General features: G+C 72.6%; 25 protein-coding genes. 15 read left to right on the forward strand and 10 right to left on the reverse strand.

Going from position 1 to position 26264, the window contains the following annotated elements; translation table 11 throughout:
* The first annotated feature begins 111 nt into the window (after nt 1-111).
* The 8 genes from ACGFT1_RS21020 (at nt 112) to ACGFT1_RS21055 (ending at nt 10191) form a co-directional block, all read left to right on the forward strand.
* The gene (locus ACGFT1_RS21020; protein WP_373910467.1) at nt 112-642 is read left to right on the forward strand and encodes a cysteine dioxygenase family protein; all 531 of its coding nucleotides are present in this window, start codon (nt 112-114) and stop codon (nt 640-642) included.
* A gap of 107 nt (nt 643-749) precedes the next feature.
* Nucleotides 750-1733, forward strand: a complete 984-nt coding sequence (gene cofD / locus ACGFT1_RS21025; RefSeq protein ID WP_373910468.1) for a 2-phospho-L-lactate transferase — start codon at nt 750-752, stop codon at nt 1731-1733.
* A complete protein-coding gene (locus tag ACGFT1_RS21030; protein ID WP_373910469.1) occupies nt 1730-3094 on the forward strand; it encodes a coenzyme F420-0:L-glutamate ligase in 1365 nt (454 codons plus the stop codon). The genes cofD and ACGFT1_RS21030 overlap by 4 nt, the downstream gene beginning before the upstream one ends.
* 57 nt (nt 3095-3151) lie before the next feature.
* Entirely contained in the window at nt 3152-4174 is a 1023-nt protein-coding gene (locus ACGFT1_RS21035; protein WP_373910470.1) for a DNA-3-methyladenine glycosylase, read from the forward strand.
* A gap of 94 nt (nt 4175-4268) precedes the next feature.
* Nucleotides 4269-5024 carry a TIGR03089 family protein gene (locus tag ACGFT1_RS21040; protein WP_373910471.1) on the forward strand — a complete coding sequence of 252 codons (756 nt, stop codon included), beginning with the start codon at nt 4269-4271 and terminating at the stop codon, nt 5022-5024.
* Nucleotides 5025-5273: 249 nt separating this feature from the next.
* A complete protein-coding gene (locus ACGFT1_RS21045) occupies nt 5274-6455 on the forward strand; it encodes an LCP family protein (protein WP_373910472.1) in 1182 nt (393 codons plus the stop codon).
* Nucleotides 6456-6683: 228 nt separating this feature from the next.
* The gene (locus ACGFT1_RS21050) at nt 6684-8453 is read left to right on the forward strand and encodes an LCP family protein (protein ID WP_373910473.1); all 1770 of its coding nucleotides are present in this window, start codon (nt 6684-6686) and stop codon (nt 8451-8453) included.
* Between the two features lie 82 nt (nt 8454-8535).
* On the forward strand, nt 8536-10191 hold the full coding sequence (locus tag ACGFT1_RS21055) for an LCP family protein (RefSeq protein ID WP_373910474.1): 1656 nt from the start codon (nt 8536-8538) through the stop codon (nt 10189-10191).
* A 92-nt stretch (nt 10192-10283) separates the two neighbouring features.
* Here ACGFT1_RS21055 and ACGFT1_RS21060 read toward each other — a convergent pair whose 3' ends face one another.
* A complete protein-coding gene (locus tag ACGFT1_RS21060) occupies nt 10284-11312 on the reverse strand; it encodes a glycosyltransferase family 2 protein (RefSeq protein ID WP_373910475.1) in 1029 nt (342 codons plus the stop codon).
* Between the two features lie 251 nt (nt 11313-11563).
* Here ACGFT1_RS21060 and ACGFT1_RS21065 point away from each other — a divergent pair, with 251 nt between their 5' ends.
* Nucleotides 11564-12946, forward strand: a complete 1383-nt coding sequence (locus ACGFT1_RS21065; protein WP_373910476.1) for an LCP family protein — start codon at nt 11564-11566, stop codon at nt 12944-12946.
* Between the two features lie 154 nt (nt 12947-13100).
* Here ACGFT1_RS21065 and ACGFT1_RS21070 read toward each other — a convergent pair whose 3' ends face one another.
* Nucleotides 13101-13649, reverse strand: coding sequence for an acyl-CoA thioesterase (locus ACGFT1_RS21070; protein WP_361986785.1), 549 nt, complete (start codon nt 13647-13649; stop codon nt 13101-13103).
* 118 nt (nt 13650-13767) lie between these two features.
* Between ACGFT1_RS21070 and ACGFT1_RS21075 the strand changes: the two genes are divergently transcribed.
* Nucleotides 13768-15045 (forward strand): LCP family protein, encoded by a 1278-nt coding sequence (locus ACGFT1_RS21075; protein ID WP_373910477.1) that lies wholly within the window; start codon nt 13768-13770, stop codon nt 15043-15045.
* A 69-nt stretch (nt 15046-15114) separates the two neighbouring features.
* On the opposite strand, the gene ACGFT1_RS21080 is transcribed toward ACGFT1_RS21075, so the two are convergent.
* Both ACGFT1_RS21080 and ACGFT1_RS21085 read right to left on the reverse strand, forming a co-directional pair.
* A complete protein-coding gene (locus tag ACGFT1_RS21080) occupies nt 15115-15477 on the reverse strand; it encodes a four-helix bundle copper-binding protein (protein ID WP_373910478.1) in 363 nt (120 codons plus the stop codon).
* Between the two features lie 162 nt (nt 15478-15639).
* Nucleotides 15640-16812: an acyl-CoA dehydrogenase family protein gene (locus tag ACGFT1_RS21085; protein ID WP_373910479.1), complete on the reverse strand. Its 1173-nt coding sequence runs from the start codon at nt 16810-16812 to the stop codon at nt 15640-15642.
* A 180-nt stretch (nt 16813-16992) separates the two neighbouring features.
* On the opposite strand from ACGFT1_RS21085, the gene ACGFT1_RS21090 reads away from it, so the two are divergent.
* A complete protein-coding gene (locus tag ACGFT1_RS21090) occupies nt 16993-18336 on the forward strand; it encodes a UDP-glucose/GDP-mannose dehydrogenase family protein (protein ID WP_373910480.1) in 1344 nt (447 codons plus the stop codon).
* Nucleotides 18337-18428: 92 nt separating this feature from the next.
* On the opposite strand, the gene ACGFT1_RS21095 is transcribed toward ACGFT1_RS21090, so the two are convergent.
* Complete coding sequence (locus ACGFT1_RS21095; RefSeq protein WP_373910481.1) at nt 18429-18935, reverse strand: CGNR zinc finger domain-containing protein; 507 nt, start codon at nt 18933-18935, stop codon at nt 18429-18431.
* A 105-nt stretch (nt 18936-19040) separates the two neighbouring features.
* On the opposite strand from ACGFT1_RS21095, the gene ACGFT1_RS21100 reads away from it, so the two are divergent.
* Both ACGFT1_RS21100 and ACGFT1_RS21105 read left to right on the forward strand, forming a co-directional pair.
* Complete coding sequence (locus tag ACGFT1_RS21100; RefSeq protein WP_373910482.1) at nt 19041-19400, forward strand: VOC family protein; 360 nt, start codon at nt 19041-19043, stop codon at nt 19398-19400.
* Between the two features lie 143 nt (nt 19401-19543).
* The gene (locus ACGFT1_RS21105; protein WP_373910483.1) at nt 19544-19930 is read left to right on the forward strand and encodes a VOC family protein; all 387 of its coding nucleotides are present in this window, start codon (nt 19544-19546) and stop codon (nt 19928-19930) included.
* Nucleotides 19931-20018: 88 nt separating this feature from the next.
* Here ACGFT1_RS21105 and ACGFT1_RS21110 read toward each other — a convergent pair whose 3' ends face one another.
* Nucleotides 20019-21119 (reverse strand): dipeptidase, encoded by a 1101-nt coding sequence (locus ACGFT1_RS21110; RefSeq protein ID WP_373910484.1) that lies wholly within the window; start codon nt 21117-21119, stop codon nt 20019-20021.
* 126 nt (nt 21120-21245) lie between these two features.
* Nucleotides 21246-21605 carry a MerR family transcriptional regulator gene (locus tag ACGFT1_RS21115; protein WP_373910485.1) on the reverse strand — a complete coding sequence of 120 codons (360 nt, stop codon included), beginning with the start codon at nt 21603-21605 and terminating at the stop codon, nt 21246-21248.
* A gap of 55 nt (nt 21606-21660) precedes the next feature.
* Here ACGFT1_RS21115 and ACGFT1_RS21120 point away from each other — a divergent pair, with 55 nt between their 5' ends.
* On the forward strand, nt 21661-22791 hold the full coding sequence (locus ACGFT1_RS21120) for an alkene reductase (protein ID WP_373910486.1): 1131 nt from the start codon (nt 21661-21663) through the stop codon (nt 22789-22791).
* Here the strand turns inward: ACGFT1_RS21120 and ACGFT1_RS21125 are convergent.
* From ACGFT1_RS21125 to ACGFT1_RS21135, 3 genes are read right to left on the reverse strand one after another with little or no spacing between them, the layout of a single operon-like run.
* On the reverse strand, nt 22740-23918 hold the full coding sequence (locus tag ACGFT1_RS21125) for a dipeptidase (protein ID WP_373910745.1): 1179 nt from the start codon (nt 23916-23918) through the stop codon (nt 22740-22742). The two genes, ACGFT1_RS21120 and ACGFT1_RS21125, sit on opposite strands and share 52 nt — an antisense overlap.
* Before the next feature lie 5 nt (nt 23919-23923).
* Entirely contained in the window at nt 23924-24445 is a 522-nt protein-coding gene (gene purE, locus ACGFT1_RS21130) for a 5-(carboxyamino)imidazole ribonucleotide mutase (RefSeq protein ID WP_373910487.1), read from the reverse strand.
* On the reverse strand, nt 24442-25581 hold the full coding sequence (locus tag ACGFT1_RS21135; RefSeq protein WP_373910488.1) for a 5-(carboxyamino)imidazole ribonucleotide synthase: 1140 nt from the start codon (nt 25579-25581) through the stop codon (nt 24442-24444). Before ACGFT1_RS21135 ends, purE begins: the two co-directional genes overlap by 4 nt.
* A gap of 182 nt (nt 25582-25763) precedes the next feature.
* On the opposite strand from ACGFT1_RS21135, the gene ACGFT1_RS21140 reads away from it, so the two are divergent.
* On the forward strand, nt 25764-26261 hold the full coding sequence (locus ACGFT1_RS21140; RefSeq protein ID WP_373910489.1) for a GtrA family protein: 498 nt from the start codon (nt 25764-25766) through the stop codon (nt 26259-26261).
* The last annotated feature ends 3 nt before the right edge of the window (nt 26262-26264 follow it).

The following is a 26264-nucleotide window of genomic DNA, read 5'->3' on the forward strand; positions in this document are numbered from 1 at the left end:
TCCCGCACCGGGGCACCCGCCCGCCCGTGACCCGGACGGACCGCACGCGTCACCCGGCTCCACACCCCGGCTCCAGCCCCCCACTCCTTCACCGAGGACCACCGCATCCCGATGAACAGCGACAACGACCTCCAGATCGCCGGCGACATCCTCGAAGTCCCGCACCTGCTCCAGCCGCCGCGCGAGCACCCGGCCACCATCGCCGAATTCGTGGGACTCGCGCGCTCGATCGCCGCCGACCGCACCCAGTGGGCCCACCTCGTCCGCTACGACGCCACCACCCGCTGGTACCACCGGCTGCGCACCGGCCCCGGCTACGAGGTGTGGCTGCTGTCCTGGGTACCCGGACAGGGCAGCGGGCGGCACGACCACGGCCGCTCCTCCGGCGTGCTGACCGTCCTGGAGGGCGCCCTCACCGAGCGCACCGAGCACGGCACGCGCGCGCTGACGGCGAGCACGCCGCACGGAGGCGGCGGGGAGTGGGGACGGGTGTTCGCACCCGGATACGTCCACGAGGTCGTCAACGACACGCTGGAGCCTGCCGTCAGCCTGCACGTGTACTTCCCGGGGCTGACCGAGATGCCGATGCACGGCTCCCCGCACTGCGAGGCGCGCCCCGGGCCGCGTCCCGTGGCCGCCTGACGCCCGGCCGGAACCCGGTCGCCGGGAACCCGGCTGCCCGAAATCCGTCGGCGCCGCGTCCGGTGACTGCCTGACGCGTTGTCGTACCCGCCTGCGAGACTTGCCCCATGCGCATTGTGGTTCTGGCAGGCGGCATCGGTGGTGCCCGTTTCCTGCGTGGTCTGAAGCGGGCCGCGCCGGACGCGGACGTCACGGTCATCGGCAACACCGGCGACGACATCCATCTCTTCGGGCTGAAGGTCTGCCCGGACCTCGACACGGTGATGTACACGCTGGGCGGCGGCATCAACGAGGAGCAGGGGTGGGGGCGGGCCGACGAGACCTTCCACCTGAAGGAGGAGCTGGCGGCCTACGGCGTCGGGCCCGAGTGGTTCGGGCTGGGCGACCGGGACTTCGCCACGCACATCGTGCGGACGCAGATGCTCGGCGCCGGCTACCCGCTGAGCGCGGTCACCGAGGCGCTGTGCGACCGCTGGCAGCCGGGCGTGAAACTGATCCCGATGACCGACGACCGCGTCGAGACGCACGTGGCCGTCACCCTGCCCGGCAGCGGCTCCGCCGCGGGCGAGGGCGAACGAAAGGTGATCCACTTCCAGGAGTACTGGGTGCGGCTGCGCGCCTCCGTCCCGGCCGAGGCCGTCGTCCCGGTCGGCGCGGAGCGGGCCAAGCCGGCCCCGGGCGTCCTGGAGGCCATCGCCGCGGCGGACGTCATCCTCTTCCCGCCGTCCAACCCGGTCGTGTCCATCGGCACGATCCTGGCCGTGCCCGGCATCCGCGAGGCCATCGCCGACGCGGGCGTGCCCGTGGTCGGCCTGTCCCCCATCGTCGGTGACGCGCCCGTGCGCGGGATGGCCGACAAGGTGCTCGCCGCGGTCGGCGTGGAGTCCACGGCCGCCGCGGTCGCCGAGCACTACGGCTCCGGCCTGCTGGACGGCTGGCTGGTCGACACCGTGGACGCCGGCGTGGTGGAGCGGGTCGAGGCCGACGGCATCCGCTGCCGGGCCGTGCCTCTGATGATGACCGGCCCGGAGGCGACCGCGCAGATGGCACGGGAGGCGCTGGCGCTGGCCGAGGAGGTGCGGGGAGCGTGAGCGAGGAGCGGCCCGGGCAGGAGCGCCCGGAGTACTCGGTCCGGGCCCTGCCGGGCATCCCCGAGGTGCAGCCGGGCGACGACCTGGCCAAGCTGATCGCCGCGGCCGAGCCGCGCCTGGCCGACGGGGACGTGCTGCTCGTCACCTCCAAGATCGTGTCCAAGGCAGAGGGCCGGATCGTCCGGGCGGCCGACCGGGAGGCCGCGATCGACGCCGAGACCGTCCGGGTGGTGGCCCGGCGCGGCGCGCTGCGCATCGTGGAGAACCGGCAGGGCCTGGTCATGGCCGCCGCCGGGGTCGACGCCTCCAACACCCCCGCCGGGACGGTGCTGTTGCTGCCCGAGGACCCGGACGCGTCCGCGCGCGCGATCCGCGCCGGCCTGCGCGACACCCTCGGCGTCGACGTCGGTGTCGTCGTCACCGACACCTTCGGGCGACCCTGGCGCGCCGGGCTGACGGACGTGGCCATCGGCGCGGCCGGTGTGCGCGTGCTGGACGACCTGCGCGGCGGCACGGACGCGCACGGCAACCCGCTCAACTCGACCGTCGTCGCCACGGCGGACGAGCTGGCCGCCGCCGGCGACCTGGTCAAGGGCAAGACGGCCGGCCGGCCCGTGGCCGTGGTGCGTGGCCTCCCGCACCTGGTGACCGATGCCCTGGACGGCACGGGCGGCCAGGACGGTACCGGGAGCGAGGAGGGTGCCGAAGGCGCGCGGGCGCTGGTGCGCACCGCGCGGGACGACATGTTCCGGCTCGGCACCTCGGAGGCGGTCCGGGAGGCGGTGACCCAGCGGCGCACGGTCCGGGCGTTCACCGACGAGCCCGTCGACCCCGGCGCGGTACGCCGCGCGGTGGCCGCAGCGGTCACCGCGCCCGCCCCGCACCACACCACGCCGTGGCGGTTCGTGCTGCTGGAGTCGGCGGAGTCCCGGACCCGGCTGCTGGACGCGATGCGCGACGCCTGGGTGGCCGACCTGCGCGGGGACGGCAAGAGCGAGGAGTCCGTCGCCCGGCGGGTCCGGCGCGGGGACGTGCTGCGCAACGCGCCCTGCCTCGTCGTGCCGTGCCTCGTCATGGACGGCTCGCACACGTACGGGGACGCGCGGCGGGACGGCGCCGAGCGGGAGATGTTCGTCGTCGCGATGGGAGCGGGCGTGCAGAACCTGCTGGTCGCTCTGGCCGGGGAACGGCTGGGCTCGGCGTGGGTGTCGTCCACGATGTTCTGCCGGGACGTGGTGCGCGAGGTGCTGGACCTGCCGGCCGGCTGGGACCCGATGGGCGCGGTGGCGGTCGGCCATCCGGCCGGGGAGCCGGCACCGCGTCCGCAGCGGGACGCCGGGGCGTTCCTCGAGGTGCGGTGAGCGGGCCGGACACCGCCTAGTCTCTTAGGACAGCCCCGGCAGCTCTAGGACCCCCCAGTGGCAGGACGTTTTCCCCAGCGCCCCACGCGTACGACCGTACGCGGCGGGCATGCCGCCGTACCCGCGGGCGCCGGGGCCGGGGTACCGCGGCAGGCGAGCGCGCCGATGCGGGTACGGCGGTGGGTGCCGGACGGCCCCGTCGACCTCGGGCTCGTCCTCGGACCGCTCCGGCGCGGGCCCGCCGACCCGACGTTCCGGGCCACGGCGGACGGGTCCGTGTGGCGGGCCGCCCGTACGCCCGCCGGGCCGGGCACGCTGCGGGTGCGCGCGTACGGCGGTGAGGTGCTCGGCGAAGCGTGGGGGCCCGGGGCCGAGTGGCTGCTGGAGCAGTTGCCGGAGCTGCTCGGTGCCGCCGACGATCCCGGCGCCTTCGTGCCGCGGCACCGGCTGGTGGCGCTGGCGCGGCACCGGCGGCCGGGGCTGCGGCTGACCCGGACCGGGCTGGTGCTGGAGTCGCTGATCCCGTCCGTGCTGGAACAGAAGGTCACCGCGGACGAGGCGTACCGGGCGTGGCGGCTGCTCGTGCGGCGGTTCGGGGAGCCCGCGCCGGGGCCCGCGGGGGTGGGGGAACGGCCGATGTCCGTCATGCCCGCGCCGCGGACGTGGGCGCTGATTCCCTCCTGGGAGTGGCACCGGGCCGGGGTCGATGACAAGCGGGCGTCCACGATCCTGCGGGCCGTGCGGGTCGGCGCGCGGCTGGAGCAGGCGGTCGGGATGCCGGCGGAGGCCGCTCGGGCGCGGCTGGAGGTCGTGCCGGGGGTGGGGCCGTGGACGTCGGCCGAGGTCGTGCAGCGCAGTCACGGGGCGGCGGACGCGGTGACGGTGGGGGATCTGCATCTGCCGGGGATCGTGGGGTGGGCGCTGGCCGGGGACCGGGAGGCGGACGACTCCGTGATGCTGCGGCTGCTGGAACCGTATGCCGGGCAACGGCATCGGGCGGCTCGGCTGATTCTGCTGAGCGGGTGCGTGCCGGGGCGGCGGGTGCCGAAGATGCCCCGGGTGGACATCGGGTTGCTGTGAAGGGGCTGCGGGGTCCGGCGGGTGGCCGCCGTTCCGCCGGACCGCCGGCCTCGGCACGCGGTGCCCGCACCGGCCCGCGCGTACCCTGTGCCGGGTGAACGCCACCGATCGCACCCCTGCCGACCTGCTGACTTCCGCGCTCGCCGCGGATCCCGGCCGCCCGCTGGTGACCTTCTACGACGACGCCACGGGCGAACGCGTCGAACTGTCCGTGGCCACCTTCGCCAATTGGGTGGCCAAGACCGCCAACCTCCTTCAGGGCGACCTCGCCGCCGGGCCCGGTGACCGGGTCGCGCTCCTGCTGCCCGCGCACTGGCAGACGGCGGTGTGGCTGCTGGCGTGCTCCTCGGTGGGCGCGGTGGCCGACGTCGCGGGGGATCCGGCGGCGGCCGACGTCGTCGTCAGCGGCCCCGACTCCCTGGAGGCCGCGCGGGCCTGCCGGGGTGAGCGGGTGGCGCTGGCGCTGCGGCCCCTGGGCGGGCGGTTCCCGCGGACGCCGGAGGGCTTCGCCGACTACGCCGTGGAGGTGCCGGGGCAAGGAGACCGGTTCGCCCCGTTCGCGCCGGTGGATCCTCAGGAGCCGGCGCTCATCGTCGCCGGGCGGGAGTTCAGCGCGGCGGAGGTGGTCGAGCGGGCCTCGGCGCAGGCGCCGTCGCTGGGTCTGACGGGGCCGGGGGCGCGACTGCTGTCGGGGCTGCCGTACGACACCTGGGAGGGGCTCAGCGCCGGGCTGTACGCGCCGCTGGCCGTCGGGGGGTCGGTGGTGCTGTGCCGGCATCTGGAACGTGTGGACGAGGACCGTCTCGCGGAGCGGGTGGAGAGCGAGAGGGTGACGGCGGTCCGGCGGTAGAACCGCGCCCGGGGCGGGACCGGTAGAGCCGCGACCGGGAGGGCCCGGACCGACAGGGCCCGAACCGACAGGGCCCGAACCGAGTGGGCCCGGACCGAGTGGGCCGCGGGCCCCGGACGGCCCGAAAGCCCGGGCCCGGCCGTTCCCCCGATCGGCGTAGCACAGGGCGCCTCCCGCCCCGGCCCCCGCCATGGTCGTAGGAGCAGGCCGTGACGTGACGCTCGTACGCCATGAGGGGGTGGCCCCACCGTGACCGACACCGCAGGCAGGTCCCTCGGTCCCGGTCCGGGAGCCTCCGCCACCGGTGACGGGCTGTCCCGGCGCCGGCGGCGGCGCTGGCTGCGCTACTCGGCACTGGGGGCCGCCGTGCTCGCCGCCCTGGCCGGCGGGGCCGGATGGGCCGTCTACGCCAAGCTCAGCGCCAACATCACCGCCGACGACGCGGCGGCCGCCGAGCTGGCGCTCTACGAGCGGGAACGGCCCACCGCGCTGGTGCGGGACGCGCAGAACATCCTGCTGATCGGGTCGGACACGCGGGCCGGGCAGGACAACGGCAGGTACGGGCGGGACCTGGGCAGTGAGCGGTCGGACACGACGATCCTGCTGCATCTGTCCGCCGACCGGGGCAGCGCCACCGCGGTGTCGCTCCCCCGGGACCTGATGGTGGACGTCCCCGGCTGCCGGCAGCCGGACGGCACCCGCAGCGACCCGGTGTTCGCGATGCTCAACCACGCCTTCCAGGTGGGCGGTTCGGCCTGCACGATCCGTACCGTCGAGAAGCTGACGGACATCCGCGTCGACCATCACATGGTCGTGGACTTCAGCGGGTTCAAGGACATGGTGGACGCGGTCGACGGCGTCCAGGTGTGCCTGCGGGAACCCGTCGACGACAAGGCGGCGAAGCTGAAGCTGCCCGCCGGGGAGGTCACGCTCGACGGGGAGCAGGCACTCGGGTACGTGCGCGCCCGCAAGACGCTGGGCGACGGCAGCGACACCGAGCGGATGGAACGGCAGCAGCGGTTCCTCGGGGCGCTGGTCAGCAAGGTGCGCGGCACCGACGTCCTGCTGAACCCGGTGAAGCTGTATCCGGTGCTGGACGCGGCGACGTCGTCGCTGACCACCGACCCGGAACTGGCGAGTCTGCGCGGTTTGTACCAACTGGTGCGCGGGCTGCGCGACATCCCCACCGAGCGGGTGCAGTTCCTGACCGTACCGAGAGAGGCGTACGTCTACGACTCCAACCGTGACCAGCTCGTGGAGCCCTCGGCCGAGCGGCTGTTCGCGCGGCTGCGGGCCGACCGGCCGGTCGCGGTGACCCGGGACGCGCACAGCGAGGACACAGGGAAGGACGCGGGGAAGGACGGCAAGAGCGACCCCTCACCGGTGCCGACCTTCCGCGGGAACACCGCCGCCGAACACACCTGTGAGTAAGGCGCTTACCAAGACAACGGCCTTCCGTTCGGAGAATGAGGGGGATTGCCCGGTTGTAGGGAGGTGGAATTTGTCACCGGCGTCGCCCGACGCTGAACTGGGCGGATAGTGTGAGCGATCCGGTGCACCTGGCCGCGAGGTCCGACCTGGGTCGTGCACTGTTTCACCGAGACCCGAGCGCCGCAGGGGGAAGGCGCCGCGTGGCCCCGACGGAGGATTCGGACAACCGTGGACGCGCAAGGCCGTGGGCGGGCGGACAACATCGACCCCGCAGACCAGTGGGTACTCAATCCGAACACCGGCGAATACGAACTGCGACTGACTCCTTCCCCAGCGCAGTCGCCGGTCCCCGGACCGCGTCGCCCCTCTCCCCGTGACGGCGGTCGCGCGGCGGGCGGACATACCCGGCAGCCGGCCGGCGAGACCCGGCCGGAGCCCCGCACGCGCGGCACCGACGTGCCGCAGCCGCGCTCGGCGCGGCGCCGGGGCGGTGAGCCTGAGCCTGAGCCTGAGCCGCCCCAGGGGCGGCGCGCGGCCCGGCGCCCGGTGAAGAAGAAGTCGAGGACGAGGAAGATCCTGCTGTGGACCGGCGGGAGCATGGCCTTCGTGCTGGTCGCGGCGACGGCCGCCGGCTACCTGTACATCAGGCACCTCAACGGCAACATCACGTCCCTGTCGGACGACGGCGCCAGCACCGGCGGCTTCAGCAAGGATCAGGCGATCAACATCCTGCTGATCGGCACCGACAAGCGCACCGGCAAGGGCAACGAGGGCTACGGCGACTCGGGCAGCGTCGGGCACGCCGACACCACGATCCTGCTGCACCTGTCCAAGGACCGGTCGAACGCCACCGCGCTGAGCATCCCCCGCGACCTGATCACCGACATCCCGGACTGCCCGACGCAGCAGGCGGACGGCACCCGGAAGGTCATCCCCGGCTCGACCGGCGCCCGTTTCAACCAGAGTCTCGGGCAGGACGACCGCACGCCCAGCTGCACCATGCGCACGGTGACGGCACTGACCGGCATCACGCCGGACGACTTCATGGTCGCCGACTTCAACGCGGTCAAGACGCTGACCGAGGCGGTCGACGGCGTCGACGTCTGCCTGGCCCATGACATCGACGACGCCGACTCGCACCTGAAGCTGTCCAAGGGCACCCACACGATCTCCGGTGAGCAGGCGCTGGCGTTCGTCCGCACCCGGCACTCCGTGGGCTTCGGCGGTGACCTGAGCCGGATCGGGCTCCAGCAGCAGTTCCTGGGCGCGCTGATGCGCAAGCTGAAGGGCAACTCCACGCTCACCAGCCCGACGAAGATGCTGAAGCTGGCCGAGGCCGGCACCAAGGCGCTGACGGTGGACGACAAGCTGGACAGCATCGGCAAGCTGAAGGACCTGGGCCTGGAGCTGGGCAAGCTCAACCCGAAGAACCTGACCTTCACCACGGTGCCGGTCAAGGACAACCCGGCGGAGAAGGTCCATGCCACCGTGGTCCTGGACGAGGCGAAGGCGCCCGCGGTCTTCGACGCCGTCCGCAACGACGTCTCCTTCAGCGACGTGAAGAAGAAGCAGAAGGCCGCGAAGGACGCCCAGGCCGCCCGGCTCAAGGGCAGCAAGGCGCCCGCCTCCGAGGTGCGGGTGCGCATCCTCAACGGCGGTGCCGTCACCGGCAGCGCCCAGGCGGTGCTCAACTGGCTCCAGAACGACGAGGGCGTGACCAGGTCGGAGAACGACGGCAACGCCCCGGCGCCGGCCGACCGGACGACGCTGGAGTACGCCCCCGGCCAGGCGGCCCAGGCACGCCGGCTGGCCGCCCTCATGGGGATGTCCGGGTCGGCGCTGAAGCCGGGCAAGAGCGTGACCAACTCCCAGGGGCTGCCGGCGATGACGCTGACCCTGGGCAAGGACTTCAAGGGGGCGGGAGTCTCCCTCACGGTGCCGTCCAAGGCGCCGGAGGTCGACAAGTCCACGGCAGACAAGGTCAAGTGCGCCTCGTAGGTAACCCGACGGGCCCGTCGTGCGTCTAACCGGACGCGGGGCGGGTCCGTTGCCCGGCGCAAGGGGTGGGGAGGGCAGGGAGTTGGCGCAGAGTGAGGTGCGCGGACGGTCCGCCGCGGTCGAGGACGCGAAGTCGCTCACGCCGCGGACCGCGGACGCGTCGGCGGGGCGGGGCCGGCGCGGCGGCAGGCGGCGGAGCGGTGGTCCGAAGACCGAACCGAGACGGCGCAGACGGCGAGCCATGCGCTGGTCGGCGACCGTGCTGGCGGTGGTGATACTCGGCACGGCTGGCGCCGGCTACGTGTACTACCAGCATCTCAACGGCAACATCAAGAAAGGGGCGCGCGCCAACGGGGACGACTCCAAGGCGCACCGGACCGAGCCGAACGCGGCCGGTCAGACCCCGCTGAACATCCTGCTGATCGGCTCGGACAGCCGCAACAGCGCGGAGAACGTGAAGCTCGGCGGCAGCAGGGACCACGCCGGTGACCCTCCGCTCGCGGACGTGCAGATGCTCATCCACCTCTCCGCGGACCGCAAGAGCGCCGCCATGGTCAGCATCCCGCGGGACACCCGGGTGGACATCCCCGAGTGCAAGGACCCCGCGACCGGCAAGCGGTATCCGCCGACGAACGACATCATCAACGTCACCCTGGCCCGCGGCGGCGCCGGCTGCACCCTGCTCACCTGGGAGAACCTCACCGGGGTCTACATCGACCACTGGATGACGATCGACTTCGCGGGTGTGGTGCGGATGGCGGACGCCATCGGCGGTGTCGAGGTCTGCGTGAAGCAGAACGTGTGGGACCGCCCGACGCGGGACGTGCCCGGCGGGTCGGGACTGAAGCTGCGGGCCGGGACGCACAAGATCTACCACGAGCAGGCCCTCCAGTGGCTGCGCACGCGGCACGCCTGGGGCGACGACCTGTTGCGCGCCCGCGCCCAGCACATGTACCTGAACTCGATGATGCGCACGCTGAAGAAGCAGAACGTGTTCACCGACACCGGCCGCCTCATGGACCTGGCCGAGGCGGCCACCAAGTCGCTGAAGGTGTCCGAGGAGATCGGTACGGTCAAGAAGCTCTACGACCTCGGCATGCAGCTGAAGTCGGTGCCGGCCGACCGCATCACCTCGGTGACCATGCCCAACCTGAAGGACCCGCTGGACGGCAACCACGTCGTGCCGGACAAGCCCAACGCCGACAAGATGTGGCAGATGCTCCAGGACGACGTGGCGTTCGACAAGAACGGCGGGAAGTCCGGTGCGAAGAAGGGCGCCAAGGGCGCGAAGGACGCCAAGCCGGCCAGGCAGCCGTCGGTCGAGGCGGGCCGGCTCGGGGTGCTGGTGCGCAACGCCACCCGGACCGCCACGCAGGCCGCGGTACCGCAGCGGGCCTCGGAGATCGCCCGGACGCTCGTGGGCAAGGGCTACGCCCGGGCCCAGGCCGACACCTCGGGCAGCCTGGCCGAGGACAGGACGGCCGTGCGGTACCCGAGCGCCGACCTGGAGGGCGACGCGCAGGCCCTGGCCGCGGCGCTGGGCATCCCGGTGAGCGCGGTGCAGAAGTCGACCGATGTCTCGGGGGTCACGCTCGTCGTCGGCGCGGACTGGCGCACGGGCACCTCCTACCCCGGCAAGTCCGAGCCGGAGGCGGGCGACCTGCCCGACAACTCCGACGCGGTCAACGGCTCGGACACGAAGTCGTGCATGCCGGTGTACAGCGTGTACCGGTGGTAGCCGGATGAACGGCCAAGGGCCCCTCCCGGAAGGGGTGGGGCCCCGTCGCGCGCCCCTCCCGGTGGGTGGGGCGCCGCATGGCGTCCGGCCGGTCAGGCGGCGTCGAGGACGGCCGGCCGCCGGGAGGCGATGACCTTCCTCGCCAGGGACCGGGGGCTGGTGAGGAAGCCCCAGCCCCAGCACATGTGCATGGTGGCCAGGGCCACCGGGATCTGTATCCGGGCCTTCAGGGGCAGGCCCCGGCCGGCCGGGACGGAGCCCGCGGCGATCGCGGCCAGGTAGCCGCCGGGGACCAGCAGGCCCCATGGCGTCAGGGCCGCGCCCACCACGATCCCCGCCGCGATCGCGCACACGGCGGTCGGCGGGGCGAGGTAGCGCAGGTTGATGGAGCCCGAGTGGTAGCGGGCGACGACGTGCCGCCAGCGGCCGTAGTCCTTGTACTGCTTCGCCAGCGCCCGCACGGACGGCCGCGGCCGGTAGGACACCCGCAGCTCGGGCGAGAACCAGATCAGCCCGCCCGCCTCACGGATCCGGAAGTTCAGCTCCCAGTCCTGGGCGCGGATGAACTCCTCGTTGTAGCCGCCCTGCCGCTCCAGGGCCTCCCGGCGGAAGACACCGAGGTAGACGGTCTCGGCGGGGCCGGCCCGGCCGCCGGTGTGGAAGGCGGCGTTGCCCACGCCGATCTTCGAGGTCATCGCGGCGGCGACCGCGTGCTCCCAGTCGGTCTCGCCCTCGGCGTGCATGATGCCGCCGACGTTCTGCGCGCCGGTCTCCTCCAGGAGGCGGACGGCGGTGGCGATGTAGTCCGGCGAGAGCATGCCGTGGCCGTCGACGCGGACCACGACCGGATGCCGTGAGGCCTTGATCGCCGCGTTCAGCGCCGCCGGCGTGCGACCGGTCGGGTTGGGGACGGTGTGCACGCGCGGGTCTTCGTGCACCAGCTCGGCGGCGATCTCGTCCGTGCGGTCCGTGGACGGACCGAGGGCGATCACGACCTCCATCTCGCCGGGGTACTCCTGCGCGAGGATCGCTTGGACGGCTCCGCGCAGATGCCGCTCCTCGTTGAGGACGGGCATGATCACGGACACAGCGGGGAGCCGCACGTCGGGCTTGGCGTTCATAGGAGAGTCACGTTACCGCGAACGGGGGACAGCGTTGCGCGCCGCCGGGACAGCACAGCGGGCTGGAGATCGTATCGCCCTACTGTGCTCACGGATCCCACGTACGGCCTCGTCCGGAGGTGTCCCCCTTGCCCAGCCCGCCTCGGTCGCCCGCGCGTCCGCAGTCCCGACCGCAACCACCCCGCCGTGTGCCGCGCCCGCCCGAGCGGCCCATGCGCTCCGTCCGGCCGCCCCGGCGGCCACGCTGGGCCATGCGGGCGGTGACCACCCTCTCGGTCGTGGTGCTCGCCTCGGCCGGCATCGGGCACGCGGTCGTCAGCAGCCTGGACGCGGGCATCGCCCGGATCGACGCCTTCAAGGACATGAAGAACCGCCCCCGGGCCGGCCACGGCATGAACGTCCTGCTCGTCGGCACCGACGGCCGCGACAAGATCGGCGAGCGGGAGCGGCGCGCGTACCGGCTGGGCGGCCAGCCGTGCCACTGCACCGACACCATGATGATCGTGCACATCGCGGAGGGCCGGGAGCGGGCCACCGTGGTGAGCCTGCCGCGCGACTCGTACGCCGAGATGCCCGCGCACGTCGACCAGAACTCCGGTCAGCGCCACGGGCCGCACCCGGTCAAGCTCAACGCCGCCTACGCCGAGGGCGGCCCCCAGCTGACCATCCGCACCGTCGAGAGCATGACCCACGTGAAGATCGACCACTACCTGGAGGTCGACTTCTCCAGCTTCATGCGGACCGTGGACGTGCTCGGCGGGGTGAAGGTCTGCACGCCGACACCGCTGAAGGACGCGTACACCGGCCTGGACCTCCCGCCCGGCACGCACACCCTCATGGGCGGGCAGGCCCTCCAGTACGTGCGGGCCCGGCACGTCGACGGGGCCAGCGACCTGGGCCGGATGAAGCGGCAGCAGCGGTTCCTGGCCGCGCTGATCGAGAAGGCGACCTCCTCCGGGGTGCTGCTGAACCCGATGCGGTTCCGGGACGTGACCCGTGCGGTGCTCGGCTCGGTCCGCGCCGACGAGGGGTTCGGCACCGACGAACTGCTCGACCTCGGCCGTGCGATGCGGAACTTCTCCCCGTCGTCCTCCGAGTTCACCACCGTTCCCCTCGCGCAGATGAACTACCAGGTCAAGGGCATCGGCTCGACCCTGAAATGGGACCAGGCGAGGGCGGACAAGCTGTTCCAGGCGCTGCGCGACGACAAACCGCTCACCGCGGACCGCCCGCACCACGGCCCGGCGCCGGTGCCGGTGGAGGTGGCCCCGGACCGGATCCGGGTGCAGGTGCAGAACGGCTCCGGCACGGCGGGGCTGGCCAAGCAGGTCGACGCCGCGCTCGTGGCGAACGGTTTCGCCACCACCCGGCAGCCGGTGACCGCCCCCGCCCGCGTCGGGCACACGGTGATCTCCTACGACCCCCGCTGGGACCGCTCCGCCCGCTCCCTCGCCGCGGCCCTGCCGGGCAGCGAGCTGCGCGCGGCCCCGGGCCAGGGCCCGCTGCTGAAGGTGATCGCCGGACCCGACTTCGGCGACGTACGCAAGGTGCGCAAGGTGCGCTTCGAGGACCCGGGGCAACCGGAGCAGAACGCGGTGCGGGGCAGCGAGGTGGTCTGCTCCGGAAACGCGTAGGACGCCGTAGCGGGACGCGGGAGGGGACCCGTAGGCGCGGGAGCGAGGCGCGGGAGGGGACCCGTAGGCGCGGGAGCGAGGCGCGGGAGGGGACCCGTAGGCGCGGGAGCGGGGCGCGCACGACGGCGGGGCCGGCGGCGCGCCCGATCCGTGGCTAGTCCTCGAAGCCCTCCGCGGCGCGCTTCTCGCGCAGTTCCCGGATCGCCCGGCGGCGGGCCAGGCGGTGGGTGCGGCGGATCTGGGCCTCCTGGTAGCGGCGGCGGTCGCGGTCGGTCTCGGGGAGGACCGGCGGCACCCGGCGCGGGCTGCCGTCGGCGTCCACGGCCGCGAAGACCAGGTAGGCCGAGCCGACCTGGGTGGCCGGGTCGGACTCGTTCCAGCGTTCGGCCAGGACCCGGACGCCGATCTCCATGGAGGTCCGGCCGGTCCAGTTCACCTGGGCCTTGACATGGACCAGGTCGCCGACGCGGACCGGCTCCAGGAACACCATCTCGTCCATCGACGCGGTGACGGCGGGACCGCCGGAGTGCCGGCCGGCCACCGCGCCCGCCGCGTCGTCGACCAGCTTCATGATCACCCCGCCGTGCACCGTACCCAGCAGGTTGGTGTCGTTGTGGGTCATGATGTGGCTGAGGGTGGTGCGCGAGGAGGACGTGGGCTTGCCCGGGATGTCCGTTTCCCTGTCCGTGGCCTGATCTGTCATGCCCTCCACCTTATGCCGAGCCCCCTTCGCGGAATTTGTGTCGGGTTCGCAACAGCGGCGCCCTGATTTTCCGACAGCCCTTGTGGAGCACATGGCGGCGCCCTGCACACTGGGGCCCATGAATGACTGGCCCGAGGGATGGTCCGACGACAACCGCGGCACGCGCCACGGACGCGGCAGTGCCGGCGCGCAGCCTGAGGGCGCGCGCGTGATGCGTCAGGTACGACGGGGACCGTCGGCGCCGCCGTACGGGGCCGGCGTGCCGCAGCAGCCCTCGTACGTCGACGGCCGGGGGCACGACGACGGCGGCCACGACGCGTACGACGACGGCTACAACACCGGCCAGGTCTACGGCGCCCCCGGCGGCCGCGGCCCCGGCAGTCCCGGCGCGGCGGCCGGCCGTGCCCCGCGCCCCGCGCCGAACTGGCGGCGCCGGATCAAGTGGACGGCGATCACGGTGGCGACCGTGGTGGTCGTCACGTCGGTCGCCACCTACTTCTGGGCCGACTCCAAGCTGCGCCGCGAGGTGGACCTCTCCACGGTCATCGACCGGCCGGAGGGAGGCGACGGCACGAACTACCTGATCGTCGGCTCCGACAGCCGGGAGGGCATGTCCAAGCAGGACGAGAAGAACCTGCACACCGGCGGTGCCGAGGGCAAGCGCACCGACTCGATGATGATCCTGCACGTCGGCGGCAACGGCGACACGCTGGTCTCGCTGCCGCGCGACTCCGACGTGCAGATACCGTCGTACCGGGGCTCGACGTCCGGGAAGACCTATCCCGCCAGAGGGCGGCACGAGAAGCTGAACGCGGCCTACGCCGAGGACGGACCGACCCTGCTGGTCCGCGCGGTCGAGTACAACACCGGGCTGCACATCGACCACTACGTGGAGATCGGCTTCCAGGGCTTCGCCGACATCGTGGACGCGGTCGGCGGGGTCGACATCACCATCGACAAGGGCTTCAAGGACAAGTGGTCGGGCGCCGACTTCAAGGCCGGCAAGCAGACCCTCGACGGCCGGCAGGCCCTGGCCTTCGTGCGCACCCGGCACGCGTTCGCCGCGTCCGACCTCCAGCGCACCAAGAACCAGCAGAAGTTCCTGGCCGCCCTGGCCCACCAGGTGGCCACCCCGTCGACGGTCCTCAACCCGTTCAAGCTCTACCCGACCATGGGCGCGGGCCTGGACTCCCTCATCGTCGACAAGGACATGTCGCTGTGGGACCTGGCCTCCATGTTCTGGGCGATGAAGGGCGTCAGCGGCGGTGACGGCACCTCGATGAACATGCCGATCTCCGGCTCGGCCGGCGGCAACCTGCTCTGGGACAAGGCGAAGGTGAGGACCCTCGTCAAGGAACTGAACAACGACGAGAAGGTCACCGTCGCAGGCAGCTGACGGCCGGCGCGGACACGGTGCAAGGGCACCCGCGAGGGTGCCCTTGACGCGTGGCTCAGCTCAGCCGGGTCACATCGTGGCGCCCGCCATCGCGCGACAGGTCTCGGCGCAGCGGCGACACGCCTCCGCACAGCGCATCATCTGCTGGTCGTCCGGCATGGACATACACGCTTCGGCGCACATGTCACAGACCTTCGCGCAGAGCGCGCTCATCTCGCCGGCCATGGGCGAGCGCCGCATCATCATGTCGGCGCACATCCGGGTCGCCTCGGAGCAGTCCATGAGCGCGCGCATGACCTGCATCTGCGCCTGACCGCCCTGCTGCATGCAGGAGCTCATGGTCTCCTCGCACATGCTGTGGCAGCTCATGCAGGCCTCGATGCAGTCCTGCATCTGCTGGCTGATGGCGGGCATCATTCCGGACTGGGTCATGGCTCCTCCTCGGAGGCGGTGGGGATCCGGGGCGGACCCCGTCTGCTTCCGTCCTACGTCCCGCACCGCGGCACCGCACGTCGGCCTACGGCCCTACGGCCCAGCGCGCAATGACGACAGCCCCCGGCGAACACGCCGGGGGCCGGGGAGATCGCCGTCCCGCTACGGCAGGTTCCTCGCCATCACGATGCGCTGGACCTGGTTGGTGCCCTCGTAGATCTGGGTGATCTTGGCGTCCCGCATCATGCGTTCCACCGGGTAGTCGCGGGTGTAGCCGTAGCCGCCGAGGAGCTGGACCGCGTCGGTGGTGACCTCCATCGCGGTGTCGGAGGCGAAGCACTTGGCGGCGGCGCCCAGGTAGGTAAGGTCCTTCTCCTCACCTCCGGCGGCGACGCGCTCGGAGGCGGCGGCGGCCTGGTAGGTGAGGGCACGGGCCGCCGAGATCTTCATGGACATGTCGGCGAGCATGAACTGGATGCCCTGGAAGTCGGCGATCGGCTTGCCGAACTGCTTGCGCTCCCGGACGTAGCCCTTGGCGTAGTCGAGGGCGCCCTGGGCGACACCGAGGGCCTGGGCGGCGATGGTGATGCGGGTGTGGTCCAGGGTCTGCATGGCGGTGGCGAAGCCGGTGCCCTCCTCGCCGATCATGCGGTCGGCGGGGATGCGGACGTTGTCGAAGTAGACCTCGCGGGTCGGCGAGCCCTTGATGCCGAGCTTCTTCTCGGGGGCGCCGAAGGAGACGCCCTCGTCGGACTTCTCGACCACGAACGCCGAGATGCCCTTCGAGCGCTTCGAGGGGTCGGTCACGGCCATCACCGTGTAGTACTCCGACACGCCCGCGTTGGTGATCCAGCGCTTGACGCCGTTGAGGATCCAGTGGTCGCCGTCACGGACCGCCTTGGTCTTCATGCCGGCCGCGTCCGAGCCGGCGTCCGGCTCCGAGAGGCAGTACGAGAACATCGCGTCGCCCTTGGCCAGCGGGCCGAGGTACTTCTTCTTCAGGTCCTCGGAGCCGGAGAGGATCACGGGGAGCGAGCCGAGCTTGTTCACGGCCGGGATCAGCGAGGAGGACACACAGGCGCGGGCCACCTCCTCGATGACGATGACCGTGGCGAGCGCGTCGGCGCCGGCGCCGCCGTACTCCTCGGGGACGTGCACGGCGTGCAGGTCGTTGGCCACCAGGGCGTCGAGCGCCTCCTGCGGGAAGCGGGCCTCCTCGTCCACCGCGGCGGCGTAGGGCGCGATCTTCGCCTCGGCCAGGGCCCGGACGACCTCACGGAGCATGTCGTGCTCCTCGGACGGGCGGTACAGGTCGAAGTCAGCCGATCCGGCCACGGTCTCTCACGCTCCAAAGACGCAGTGATACTGACGCTAATTACCGTTAAGTAACTGAATTTTAGAGCTCTGGCGCGAACCCGCCTACGTGAGTTTGGCGACAGCGGGAAAGTTGCCCGGTGAGCGCCCCGACTATGCTCAGGCACCGCACGACCGACGGACCTGAGCTGGAGCACTCGCATGAGCCTGAAGATCACCGTGATCGGCACCGGCTACCTCGGCGCCACGCACGCCGCGGCCATGGCCGAGCTGGGCTTCGAGGTGCTGGGACTGGACGTCGTCCCCGAGAAGATCGCCATGCTGGAGCGCGGCGAGACCCCGATGTACGAGCCGGGCCTTGAGGAGCTGCTGCGCCGGCACGTGGCCGGGATCGAGGGCGCCACCGGGCGGCTGCGCTTCACCACGGACTGGGCCGAGGTCGGTGCCTTCGGCGACGTGCACTTCGTGTGCGTGAACACGCCGCAGAAGCACGGCGAGTATGCCTGCGACATGTCCTACGTCGACTCCGCGATCGCCTCCCTGGCCCCGCATCTGCACGGCCCGGCCCTGGTCGTCGGCAAGTCGACGGTGCCGGTGGGCTCCGCCGGCCGGCTGGCCGCCTACCTCGCCGAGCACGCCCCGGCCGGCGCGGACGCCGAGCTCGCCTGGAACCCGGAGTTCCTGCGCGAGGGGTTCGCCGTCCAGGACACCCTGCACCCGGACCGGATCGTCGTCGGCGTGCGCAGCGAGCGCGCGGAGAAGCTGCTGCGCGAGGTGTACGCCGGCCCGGTCGGCGACGGCACGCCGTTCGTCGTCACCGACTTCCCGACCGCGGAGCTGGTGAAGACCGCCGCGAACTCCTTCCTCGCCACGAAGATCTCCTTCATCAACGCGATGGCGGAGGTGTGCGAGGCCGCGGGCGGTGACGTGGCGAGGCTCGCGGAGGCCATCGGGCACGACGACCGGATCGGCCGGAAGTTCCTGCGTGCCGGGATCGGCTTCGGCGGCGGCTGCCTGCCCAAGGACATCCGGGCGTTCATGGCCCGCGCGGGCGAGCTGGGCGCGGACCAGGCGCTGACGTTCCTGCGCGAGATCGACTCCATCAACATGCGCCGGCGCGGCCAGATGGTGGAGATGACCCGGGAGGCGCTCGGCGGCGGCTCCTTCCTCGGCCGGCGGGTGGCGGTGCTCGGCGCCACCTTCAAGCCGGACTCGGACGACGTCCGTGACTCCCCCGCGCTGAACGTGGCCGGCCAGATCCACCTCCAGGGCGGCCAGGTCACCGTGTACGACCCGAAGGGCATGGCCAACGCCCGCAAGGTCTTCCCGACCCTGGGCTACGCCGACTCGGCGCTGGAGGCCGCCCGGGGCGCGGACGTGGTGCTGCACCTGACCGAGTGGCAGGAGTTCCGCGAGCTGGACCCGGTGGCGCTCGGCGAGGCCGCGGCGGGCCGGGTGCTGCTGGACGGGCGCAACACCCTGGACCCGGAGCTGTGGCGGCGGGCGGGGTGGACGTACCGGGCGATGGGACGCCCGACCGCGTGACCGGACAGGGCTGCCGCGGGTGACGCCGGTTCGGCCGAGGCTCAGTCGGCCGAACCGGCGTCTTTCCGCATTCTGCACCACATCGCGCCGGCTCAGGATCCCTTCGCGCGGTACCGCCGCATCTTCGCGCGCGCCCCGCACACCCGCATCGAGCACCAGCGTCCGCGCCCGGCGGGGCTGCGGTCGTAGTACGCCCAGTGGCAGGTGTCGGCCTCGCAGGCCTTCAGGCGGGTCCAGGTGTCCGCGACGAGCGCCTCGGCGACAGCGGCGGCGACCCGGGAGAGCAGCGGGCCCTCGTCGGCGGGGACGAGGCGGGCCGAGCCGTCGCGTCCGTCGACGGTGACGTGGAGCGGGGCCCGGGCCAGCAGGGTGCCCAGCGGGGTCACCGCGCGGTGCGGCGGGTGGCCGGCGTGGGCGAGCAGCGCGGCCCGCAGCGACTCCCGCAGCTCGCGGGTGTCGGCCAGCGCGGCCCGTGCGATCCCGAGGCGGGCGCGGCCCTCCGCGGTGTCCAGCGAGTCGGCGCCCGTCTCGATGTCCAGCGTGTTCACGAGGGACTCGATCAGGGCCAGGCCGCCGGGAGCGGCCGTTCTCTCGCTCATGCTTGCGACGTTACCCCCGATGCGGGAGCATGCGGTGACCGTTACCGGTTACCCGGGTCCTGCGGGTAACACAAGGAGCCCGCGGGTAGCACAAGGAGGTTCGTCATGGCTCTCGCCAAGCTCGGTGTCGTGGTCCTGGACTGTCCCGACCCCCGTGCGCTGGCCGATTTCTACGCCGGTGTGCTGGGCGGCGCGGTGGAGGGGGAGGGAAAGTGGGTGGACCTGAAGGTGCCCGGCGGGCCGGCGCTGGCCTTCCAGCGGGCGCCGGGGTTCGTGCCGCCGCGGTGGCCCGCCCCGGACGACTCGCAGCAGTTCCACCTGGACCTGGTGGTGACGGACCTGGACGCGGCCGAGAAGGGGGTGCTCGAGCTGGGGGCGAAGCCGCTGGACGCGGCGGACCGCTCGCGCAGCTTCCGTGTCTACGCCGATCCCGCGGGGCACCCGTTCTGCCTCTGCGCCTGCTGACCGGGGCGCAGGCCGGTCCCGGAGCCGTTCCGGAGTCGTTCCGCAGCCGCTGCGGAGCCGCTTGCGCAGCCGAAACCGTTCCGGGGGCGCTCACGTTGTCGTCCTGAAGCCGTTTCCCGAGTCGTTTTCCTGAGGAGGACACCATGGCGTCCGTCGCCCGTCTCCGTTCCGTCGTGCTGGACTGTCCCGATCCGCACGCGCTGGCCGCTTTCTACGCGGCGGTGGCCGGGGGCACCCCGCAGGCCCAGGACGACGACTGGGTCGTGCTGTACGTCCCGGACGGGCCTCGGCTGGCCTTCCAGCGGGCACAGGGGCACACCCCGCCGGAGTGGCCGCGCGCGGACCGCAACGGCCAGCAGTTCCACCTGGACTTCGACGCGGGAAGCACCTGGGCGGAGGGCGACGCGGCGCACGAGCGGGTACTGGCGCTCGGCGCCCGCCCGCTGGACACGGCGGACCGGGAGAAGAAGGACTTCCAGGTGTACGCGGACCCGGCCGGGCACCCCTTCTGCCTGTGCCGGATCGAGTGAGGCCCAGGGTCTTTTGTTCGGATCGGGCCGGATGAGCGGGGAGCGGCGCCAGGGCCCGCGAGCCCGGCATGATCGGGACGAGGAGCCCTTAGGGCGCGTCCAGTTCGGTGATCCTGGCGTTGGACGCCTCCTGGCGGTGCTGTGCGGCCCGGGCCACGAAGTCCGCGCTGCGCAGCACCCGCTGCACGTTGCCCCAGGTCAGCAGGGACAGCTGGGTCTCGGACCAGCCGCGCCGCAGCAGTTCGGCGATCAGGTGGGGGTAGCGGGAGGTGTCGGCGAGGTCGTGGGGGTGGGCGGCGCCGGAGTCGTAGGTGCCGGACAGGCCGACGCACTCGGGGCCGGCGACTTCCCGGACGTGGTCGAGGTGGTCGGCGACGTCTCGGACGGTCGGGCCGGTCTGCTCGGCGGTCAGCGGCACCATGCACAGGCCCCCGGCCCCGCCCAGCGCGGCGAGGAGGTCGTCGGGCAGGTTGGCGGGGTGCGGGCGCAGGACGCGGGCGGCGGAGCGGGTGCACAGCACCGGGGCCTTGGACAGGGCGACGGTCCGCTCCACGGTGGCCGGGGAGGCGCCGGAGACGTCCGCGAGCACGCCGAGCCGGTTCATCTCGCGCACCACCTCCTCACCGAACCGGGTCAGCCCCGGCCGGTCCGTCCAGGCCGTGCCCGCGAGGCTGAGCACGCGCAGGCCCAGGGCGCGCAGGATGCGCAGGATGCCGAGGGAGTCGCCGAGCGCGGTGCCGTGCGCGGGGCCCGGCACGACCGCGACCCGGCCGCAGTTGCGGGCGTCGATGATCTGGCCGGCGGTGTGGGCCAGGCGCAGTCCCTCGGGGTGGCTCGCGACGACCGTGCGCACCTGGTCGAGCTGTTCCAGGGTCGCCGCCACGACGCGTTCGCCGCCCGGGCCCTCGGGCAGGTGCAGCGACCAGAACAGCGCACCGACGTGGCCCTCGCGCATCCGCGGCACGTCCGTGTCGATCGCGGCCTCGCCCAGTTCGAGGTCGTACCGGGGCAGATGGCGCAGGGCCCAGGGCAGGCCGCTGTAGCCGTCCGCGACCGGGTGGGCGGCGAGCAGGGCGTGAGCCCGCTCCAGCGTCTGCGCGGCCGGCGTGGGCGGGAAGGGGTCGTCCGGCAGCCCGTCCTCCCCGCCGACCTCGGCGGTGGTGGGGACGTCGTCCTGGAGGTCGGCCATGGCGGGCTCCGTACGTCGTGGGCTACGTCGGTCGTGAGCTGCGTCGTGATGTCGCTGGCGTACCGCCACGGTCGCACGGGGAGGAGGAACGCTTCCTGGTGAGCGGGGCGTTCGGGGGTACGCCGGTCAGGTCTCGCGTGCGGTGCGGATGACCTCGTCCAGGGTCTCCCGGGAGCGTCGGAGGTCGATGATCATGCGGTCGATGCGGTCACGCTCGGCGCTGAGGTCGGCGACCAGCCGGGGGGTGGCGATCGCGGAGGGGCCACCGTCCCGGTCGCGCATGCAGGGCAGCAGCTGCCGGATCTTCTCGCTGTTCAGACCGGCCGCGTACAGCTCCTGGATCCGGATGACGCGGTCGACGGCCGCGTCCGGGTAGTCGCGGTGGCCGCCGGGGGTGCGGTCGCTGCTCAGCAGCCCCCGGGTCTCGTAGTACCGCAGCGAGCGCTCGCTCACTCCGGTGCGCCGGGCCAGTTCGCCGATTCTCATGCCGGTGCCTCCGGGCTTGAACCTGACATCAGTGTCACGTTCTACCGTGCCGGGCATGACGCAGACAACGGACTTCCTGGCCCCGACCCGGCTCGGCCGGCTGACGCTCCCGAACCGCCTGGTGATGGCGCCGCTGACCCGCAACCGAGCGGAGCCCGACGGCTCCCCCACCCCGCTGATGGTCACCCACTACGCCCAGCGCGCCACCGCCGGGCTGATCGTCGCCGAGGGCTCGACGCCGAACGCGGCCGGGCAGACGTACCCGGACATCACCGCGATCCACACCGACCGGCACACGGCCGGCTGGCGGCAGGTGACCGACGCGGTGCGGACGGCCGGCGGGCGGATGTTCCTCCAGCTCCAGCACGGCGGCCGGGTCAGCCACCCGGAGACCACCGGGCTCACCCCGGTCGCGCCCTCCCCCGTTTCCCTACCGGAGACGATCTTCACGCCGGGCGGGCACCGGCCGGCCTGCGTGCCCCGTGAGATGACGGCGGACGACATCCGTGCCACGATCGCCGACTTCGCCGCCGCCGCGCGCCGGGCCGTCGAGGCGGGCTTCGAGGGCGTGGAGGTGCACTCGGCCAACGGGATGCTGCTGCACCAGTTCCTCGCCGACAACACCAACCTCCGGACGGACGCCTACGGCGGCTCCGTGGAGCGGCGGGTGCGGTTCGCGGCGGAGGTGACCGAGGCGGTGGCCGACGCGATCGGCGCGGACCGGGTGGGCATCCGCGTCTCCCCCGCGAGCACCGTCAACGGCGTCCGCGAGGACGACACCGACGCCCTGTACGCCGCGCTCCTCGCCCGCCTGAAGGGGCTGGGCCTGGCCTATCTCAGCCTGGTGCGCTCCGATCCGGGGGCCGGCTGGTACCGGCGGATCCGCACCGGCTGGCCCGGCGTGCTGATCGGCAACCCGGACCTGGCCGACCTGTCCGGCGAGGCCGTCGCCCGGGCCGCGCGGGAGATGCTGGCGGCCGGCGCCGACCTGGTGGCGCTCGGCCGGCCGTTCCTCGCCAACCCGGACCTGGTCGAGCGGCTGCGTCTCGGCGCGCCGCTCAACCCGGTCCGGGACCGGTACTTCATGTACGTGGGCGGGGCGGAGGGCTACAACGACTACCCCACCCTGGACCGTCAGCCGTCGAGCGAGTCGATGGTGGCGAGGGACGGCGCCCGGGTGGCCTGAAGGTCACGGGCCACGTCCTCCGCGGCGCCCAGCACACGGACCGCGTTCTGCCAGGTCAGCTTGGCCAGGTCGGCCTTGGACCAGCCCCGGTCGAGCAGCTCGGCGAGCAGGTTGGGGTAGCCGGAGACGTCGCTGAGGCCGTCCGGGGTGAACGCGGTGCCGTCGTAGTCACCGCCGATGCCCAGGTGGTCGACGCCGGCCACCTCGCGCATGTGGTCGAGGTGGTCCGCCACCGTCGACACCGTGGCGACGGGACGCGGGAAGCGCTCCTCGAAGGCGCGGTGCAGCCTCATCGCCTCCGGGCCGGTGTCCAGGTGGTGGAGGCCGTGGGCGCGCAGGTTCTCGTCGGCCGCGGCCGTCCAGTCGACGGCCGCCCGCAGGACGAACTTCGGCACGAACGTCACCATGGCCACACCGCCGTTGGCGGGCAGCCGCTCCAGGACGTCGTCGGGGATGTTGCGCGGATGGTCGCAGACGGCGCGGGCGGAGGAGTGCGAGAAGATCACCGGTGCGGAGGCCGTCTCCAGCGCGTCGCGCATGGTCGTGGCCGCGACGTGCGAGAGGTCGACCAGCATGCCGAGCCGGTTCATCTCCCGGACGACCTCACGGCCGAACGCGGTGAGGCCGCCGGCCCTCGGCTCGTCGGTCGCGGAGTCCGCCCAGTCGACGTTCGAGTTGTGAGTGAGCGTCATGTAGCGCACGCCGAGCGCGTGCAGGCCGCGCAGGGTGCCCAGCGAGTTGGCTATGGAGTGGCCGCCCTCGGCGCCCATCAGGGAGGCGATACGGCCGTCCCGGCGTGCCCGGCGCATGTCCGCGGCGGTCAGCGCGGGCGCCAGGTCCGCCGGGTAGCGGGCGAGCAGCCGCCGGACGCAGTCGATCTGCTCCAGCGTCGCCGCCACCGGCTCGGGCTGCTCGGCGGGCACGTACACCGACCAGTACTGCGCGCCGACGCCGCCCTCGCGCAGCCTCGGCAGGTCGGTGTGCAGGTGGGCGCCCTGGTGGGCGGCGATGTCGAGCTTGTCCAGGTCGTAGCCGGCCGCCTGGCGCAGCGCCCACGGCAGGTCGTTGTGGCCGTCGACGACCGGGAACTCGCGCAGCAGTTCCCGGGCCTGGGCCAGGGACGTCACCGCGGTCACTTCGCGAAGCCGAAGCCGCTCGCGCCCTCGACCTTGGCACGCAGCCGCTTGCCCTTCTCGGTGGCCTGGTCGTTGAGGTCCTGCTGGAAGTCGCGCATCCGGTGCAGCAGGTCCTCGTCGTGCGCGGCGAGCATCCGGGCCGCGAGCAGACCGGCGTTGCGGGCACCGGCGACGGAGACCGTGGCGACCGGGACACCGGCCGGCATCTGCACGATGGACAGCAGCGAGTCCATTCCGTCCAGGTACTTCAGCGGCACCGGCACGCCGATGACGGGCAGCGGGGTGACGGAGGCGAGCATGCCGGGCAGATGGGCGGCGCCGCCCGCACCGGCGATGATCGCCTTCAGGCCGCGGTCGGCGGCCTGCTCCCCGTACGTGATCATCTCGCGGGGCATGCGGTGCGCGGAGACGACGTCGACCTCGTAGGCGATCTCGAACTCGTCCAGGGCCTTGGCGGCGGCTTCCATGACGGGCCAGTCGGAGTCCGACCCCATGACGATGCCAACAACGGGGCTCATTCGGTGATCGTGCCTCTCAGGTAGCCGGCTGCGTGACGGGCGCGCTCCAGCACGTCGTCCAGGTCGTCGCCGTAGGTGTTGACGTGTCCGACCTTGCGGCCGGGCTTCACGTCCTTGCCGTACATGTGGATCTTGAGCTTGGGGTCGCGGGCCATGCAGTGCAGGTACGCCCCGTACATGTCCGGGTAGTCGCCGCCCAGGACGTTGACCATGACCGTCCACGGCGCGCGGGGACGCGGATCACCGAGCGGGAGGTCGAGGACCGCGCGGACGTGGTTGGCGAACTGCGAGGTGACGGCGCCGTCCATGGTCCAGTGGCCGGAGTTGTGCGGGCGCATCGCCAGCTCGTTGACCAGGACGCGGCCGTCGCGGGTCTGGAACAGCTCCACGGCGAGGTGCCCGACGACGCCCAGCTCCTTGGCGATGGTCAGCGCCAGCTGCTCGGCGTGCAGGGCCAGGGCCTCGTCAAGGTCCGGCGCGGGGGCTATGACGGTGTCGCAGACGCCGTCGACCTGCTGCGACTCCACCACCGGATAGGCGACGGCCTGGCCGTGCGGGGAGCGTACGACGTTGGCGGCCAGCTCGCGGACGTAGTCGACCTTCTCCTCGGCGAGGACCGGCACACCCGCCCGGAACGGCGCGGCGGCCTCCTCGACGGAGCCGACGACCCACACGCCCTTGCCGTCGTAGCCGCCGCGGACGGTCTTGAGGACGACCGGGAAGCCGTCGCCCTCCGCCGCGAAGGCCGCGACGTCCGCGGGATCGCGCACGATCCGGTGCCGCGGGCACGGGATGCCGATCGCGTCGAGCCGCGCGCGCATCACGCCCTTGTCCTGGGCGTGCACCAGCGCGTCCGGCCCGGGGCGCACGGGGATGCCGTCCGCCTCCAGGGCCCGCAGATGCTCGGTGGGCACGTGTTCGTGATCGAAGGTGATCACGTCACAGCCGCGCGCGAACTCGCGCAGCGTGTCGAGGTCGCGGTAGTCGCCGATGACGACATCGCCGACGACCTGCGCCGCGGAATCCTGAGGAGTGTCACTGAGGAGCTTGAACCTGATGCCCAACGGGATGCCAGCCTCGTGCGTCATACGCGCGAGCTGACCCCCGCCGACCATGCCGACTACCGGGAACGTCACACCCCTAGCGTATCGGCCACGGCGGGGCGGCCGGATCCCGTCCCGCTCCCGATCTCTTACCCAGCGCTTCCCCGGCTCTTTCCGACCTGTTTCCTGGGCGTGGTCCGGCCCACGGGCATCGGCGCCCCGCCCCGGATAACATGGCGGCGTCGACGGAACCTACCGACGGGAGCTGCACAGCCATGGAACCTCGTTCCTCGGGGCTGCAACGGCTCGTACGCGAGGTGGCCAAGTTCGGGGCCGTCGGCGGCGCCGGTGTCCTCGTCAACCTCGGCGTCTTCAACCTGGTCCGGCACGTCTCCGGGCTGCCGGTGGTGCGGGCCAGCGTCATCGCGACCGTCGTGGCGATCGTCTTCAACTACGTCGGCTTCCGCTACTGGACCTACCGGGACCGTGACAAGCACGGCCGTACCAAGGAACTCACGCTGTTCCTGCTGTTCAGCGCGATCGGCCTGGTGATCGAGAACGGCCTGCTGTACCTGGCGACCTACGGCTTCGGCTGGGACAGCCCGCTCCAGAGCAACGTCTTCAAGTTCGTCGGCATCGGCGTCGCGACCCTGTTCCGGTTCTGGTCGTACCGCACCTGGGTGTTCCGGGCGCTGCCCTCCCGCGAGGCGGAGTCGATCCTCGCGGCCGAGGCGCACCCCCACGCGTCCGAGCCGCAGCAGCGCGTCCGCTGACGG

It is taken from the genome of Streptomyces sp. Y20 (assembly GCF_043195475.1).
GTDB lineage: Bacteria > Actinomycetota > Actinomycetes > Streptomycetales > Streptomycetaceae > Streptomyces.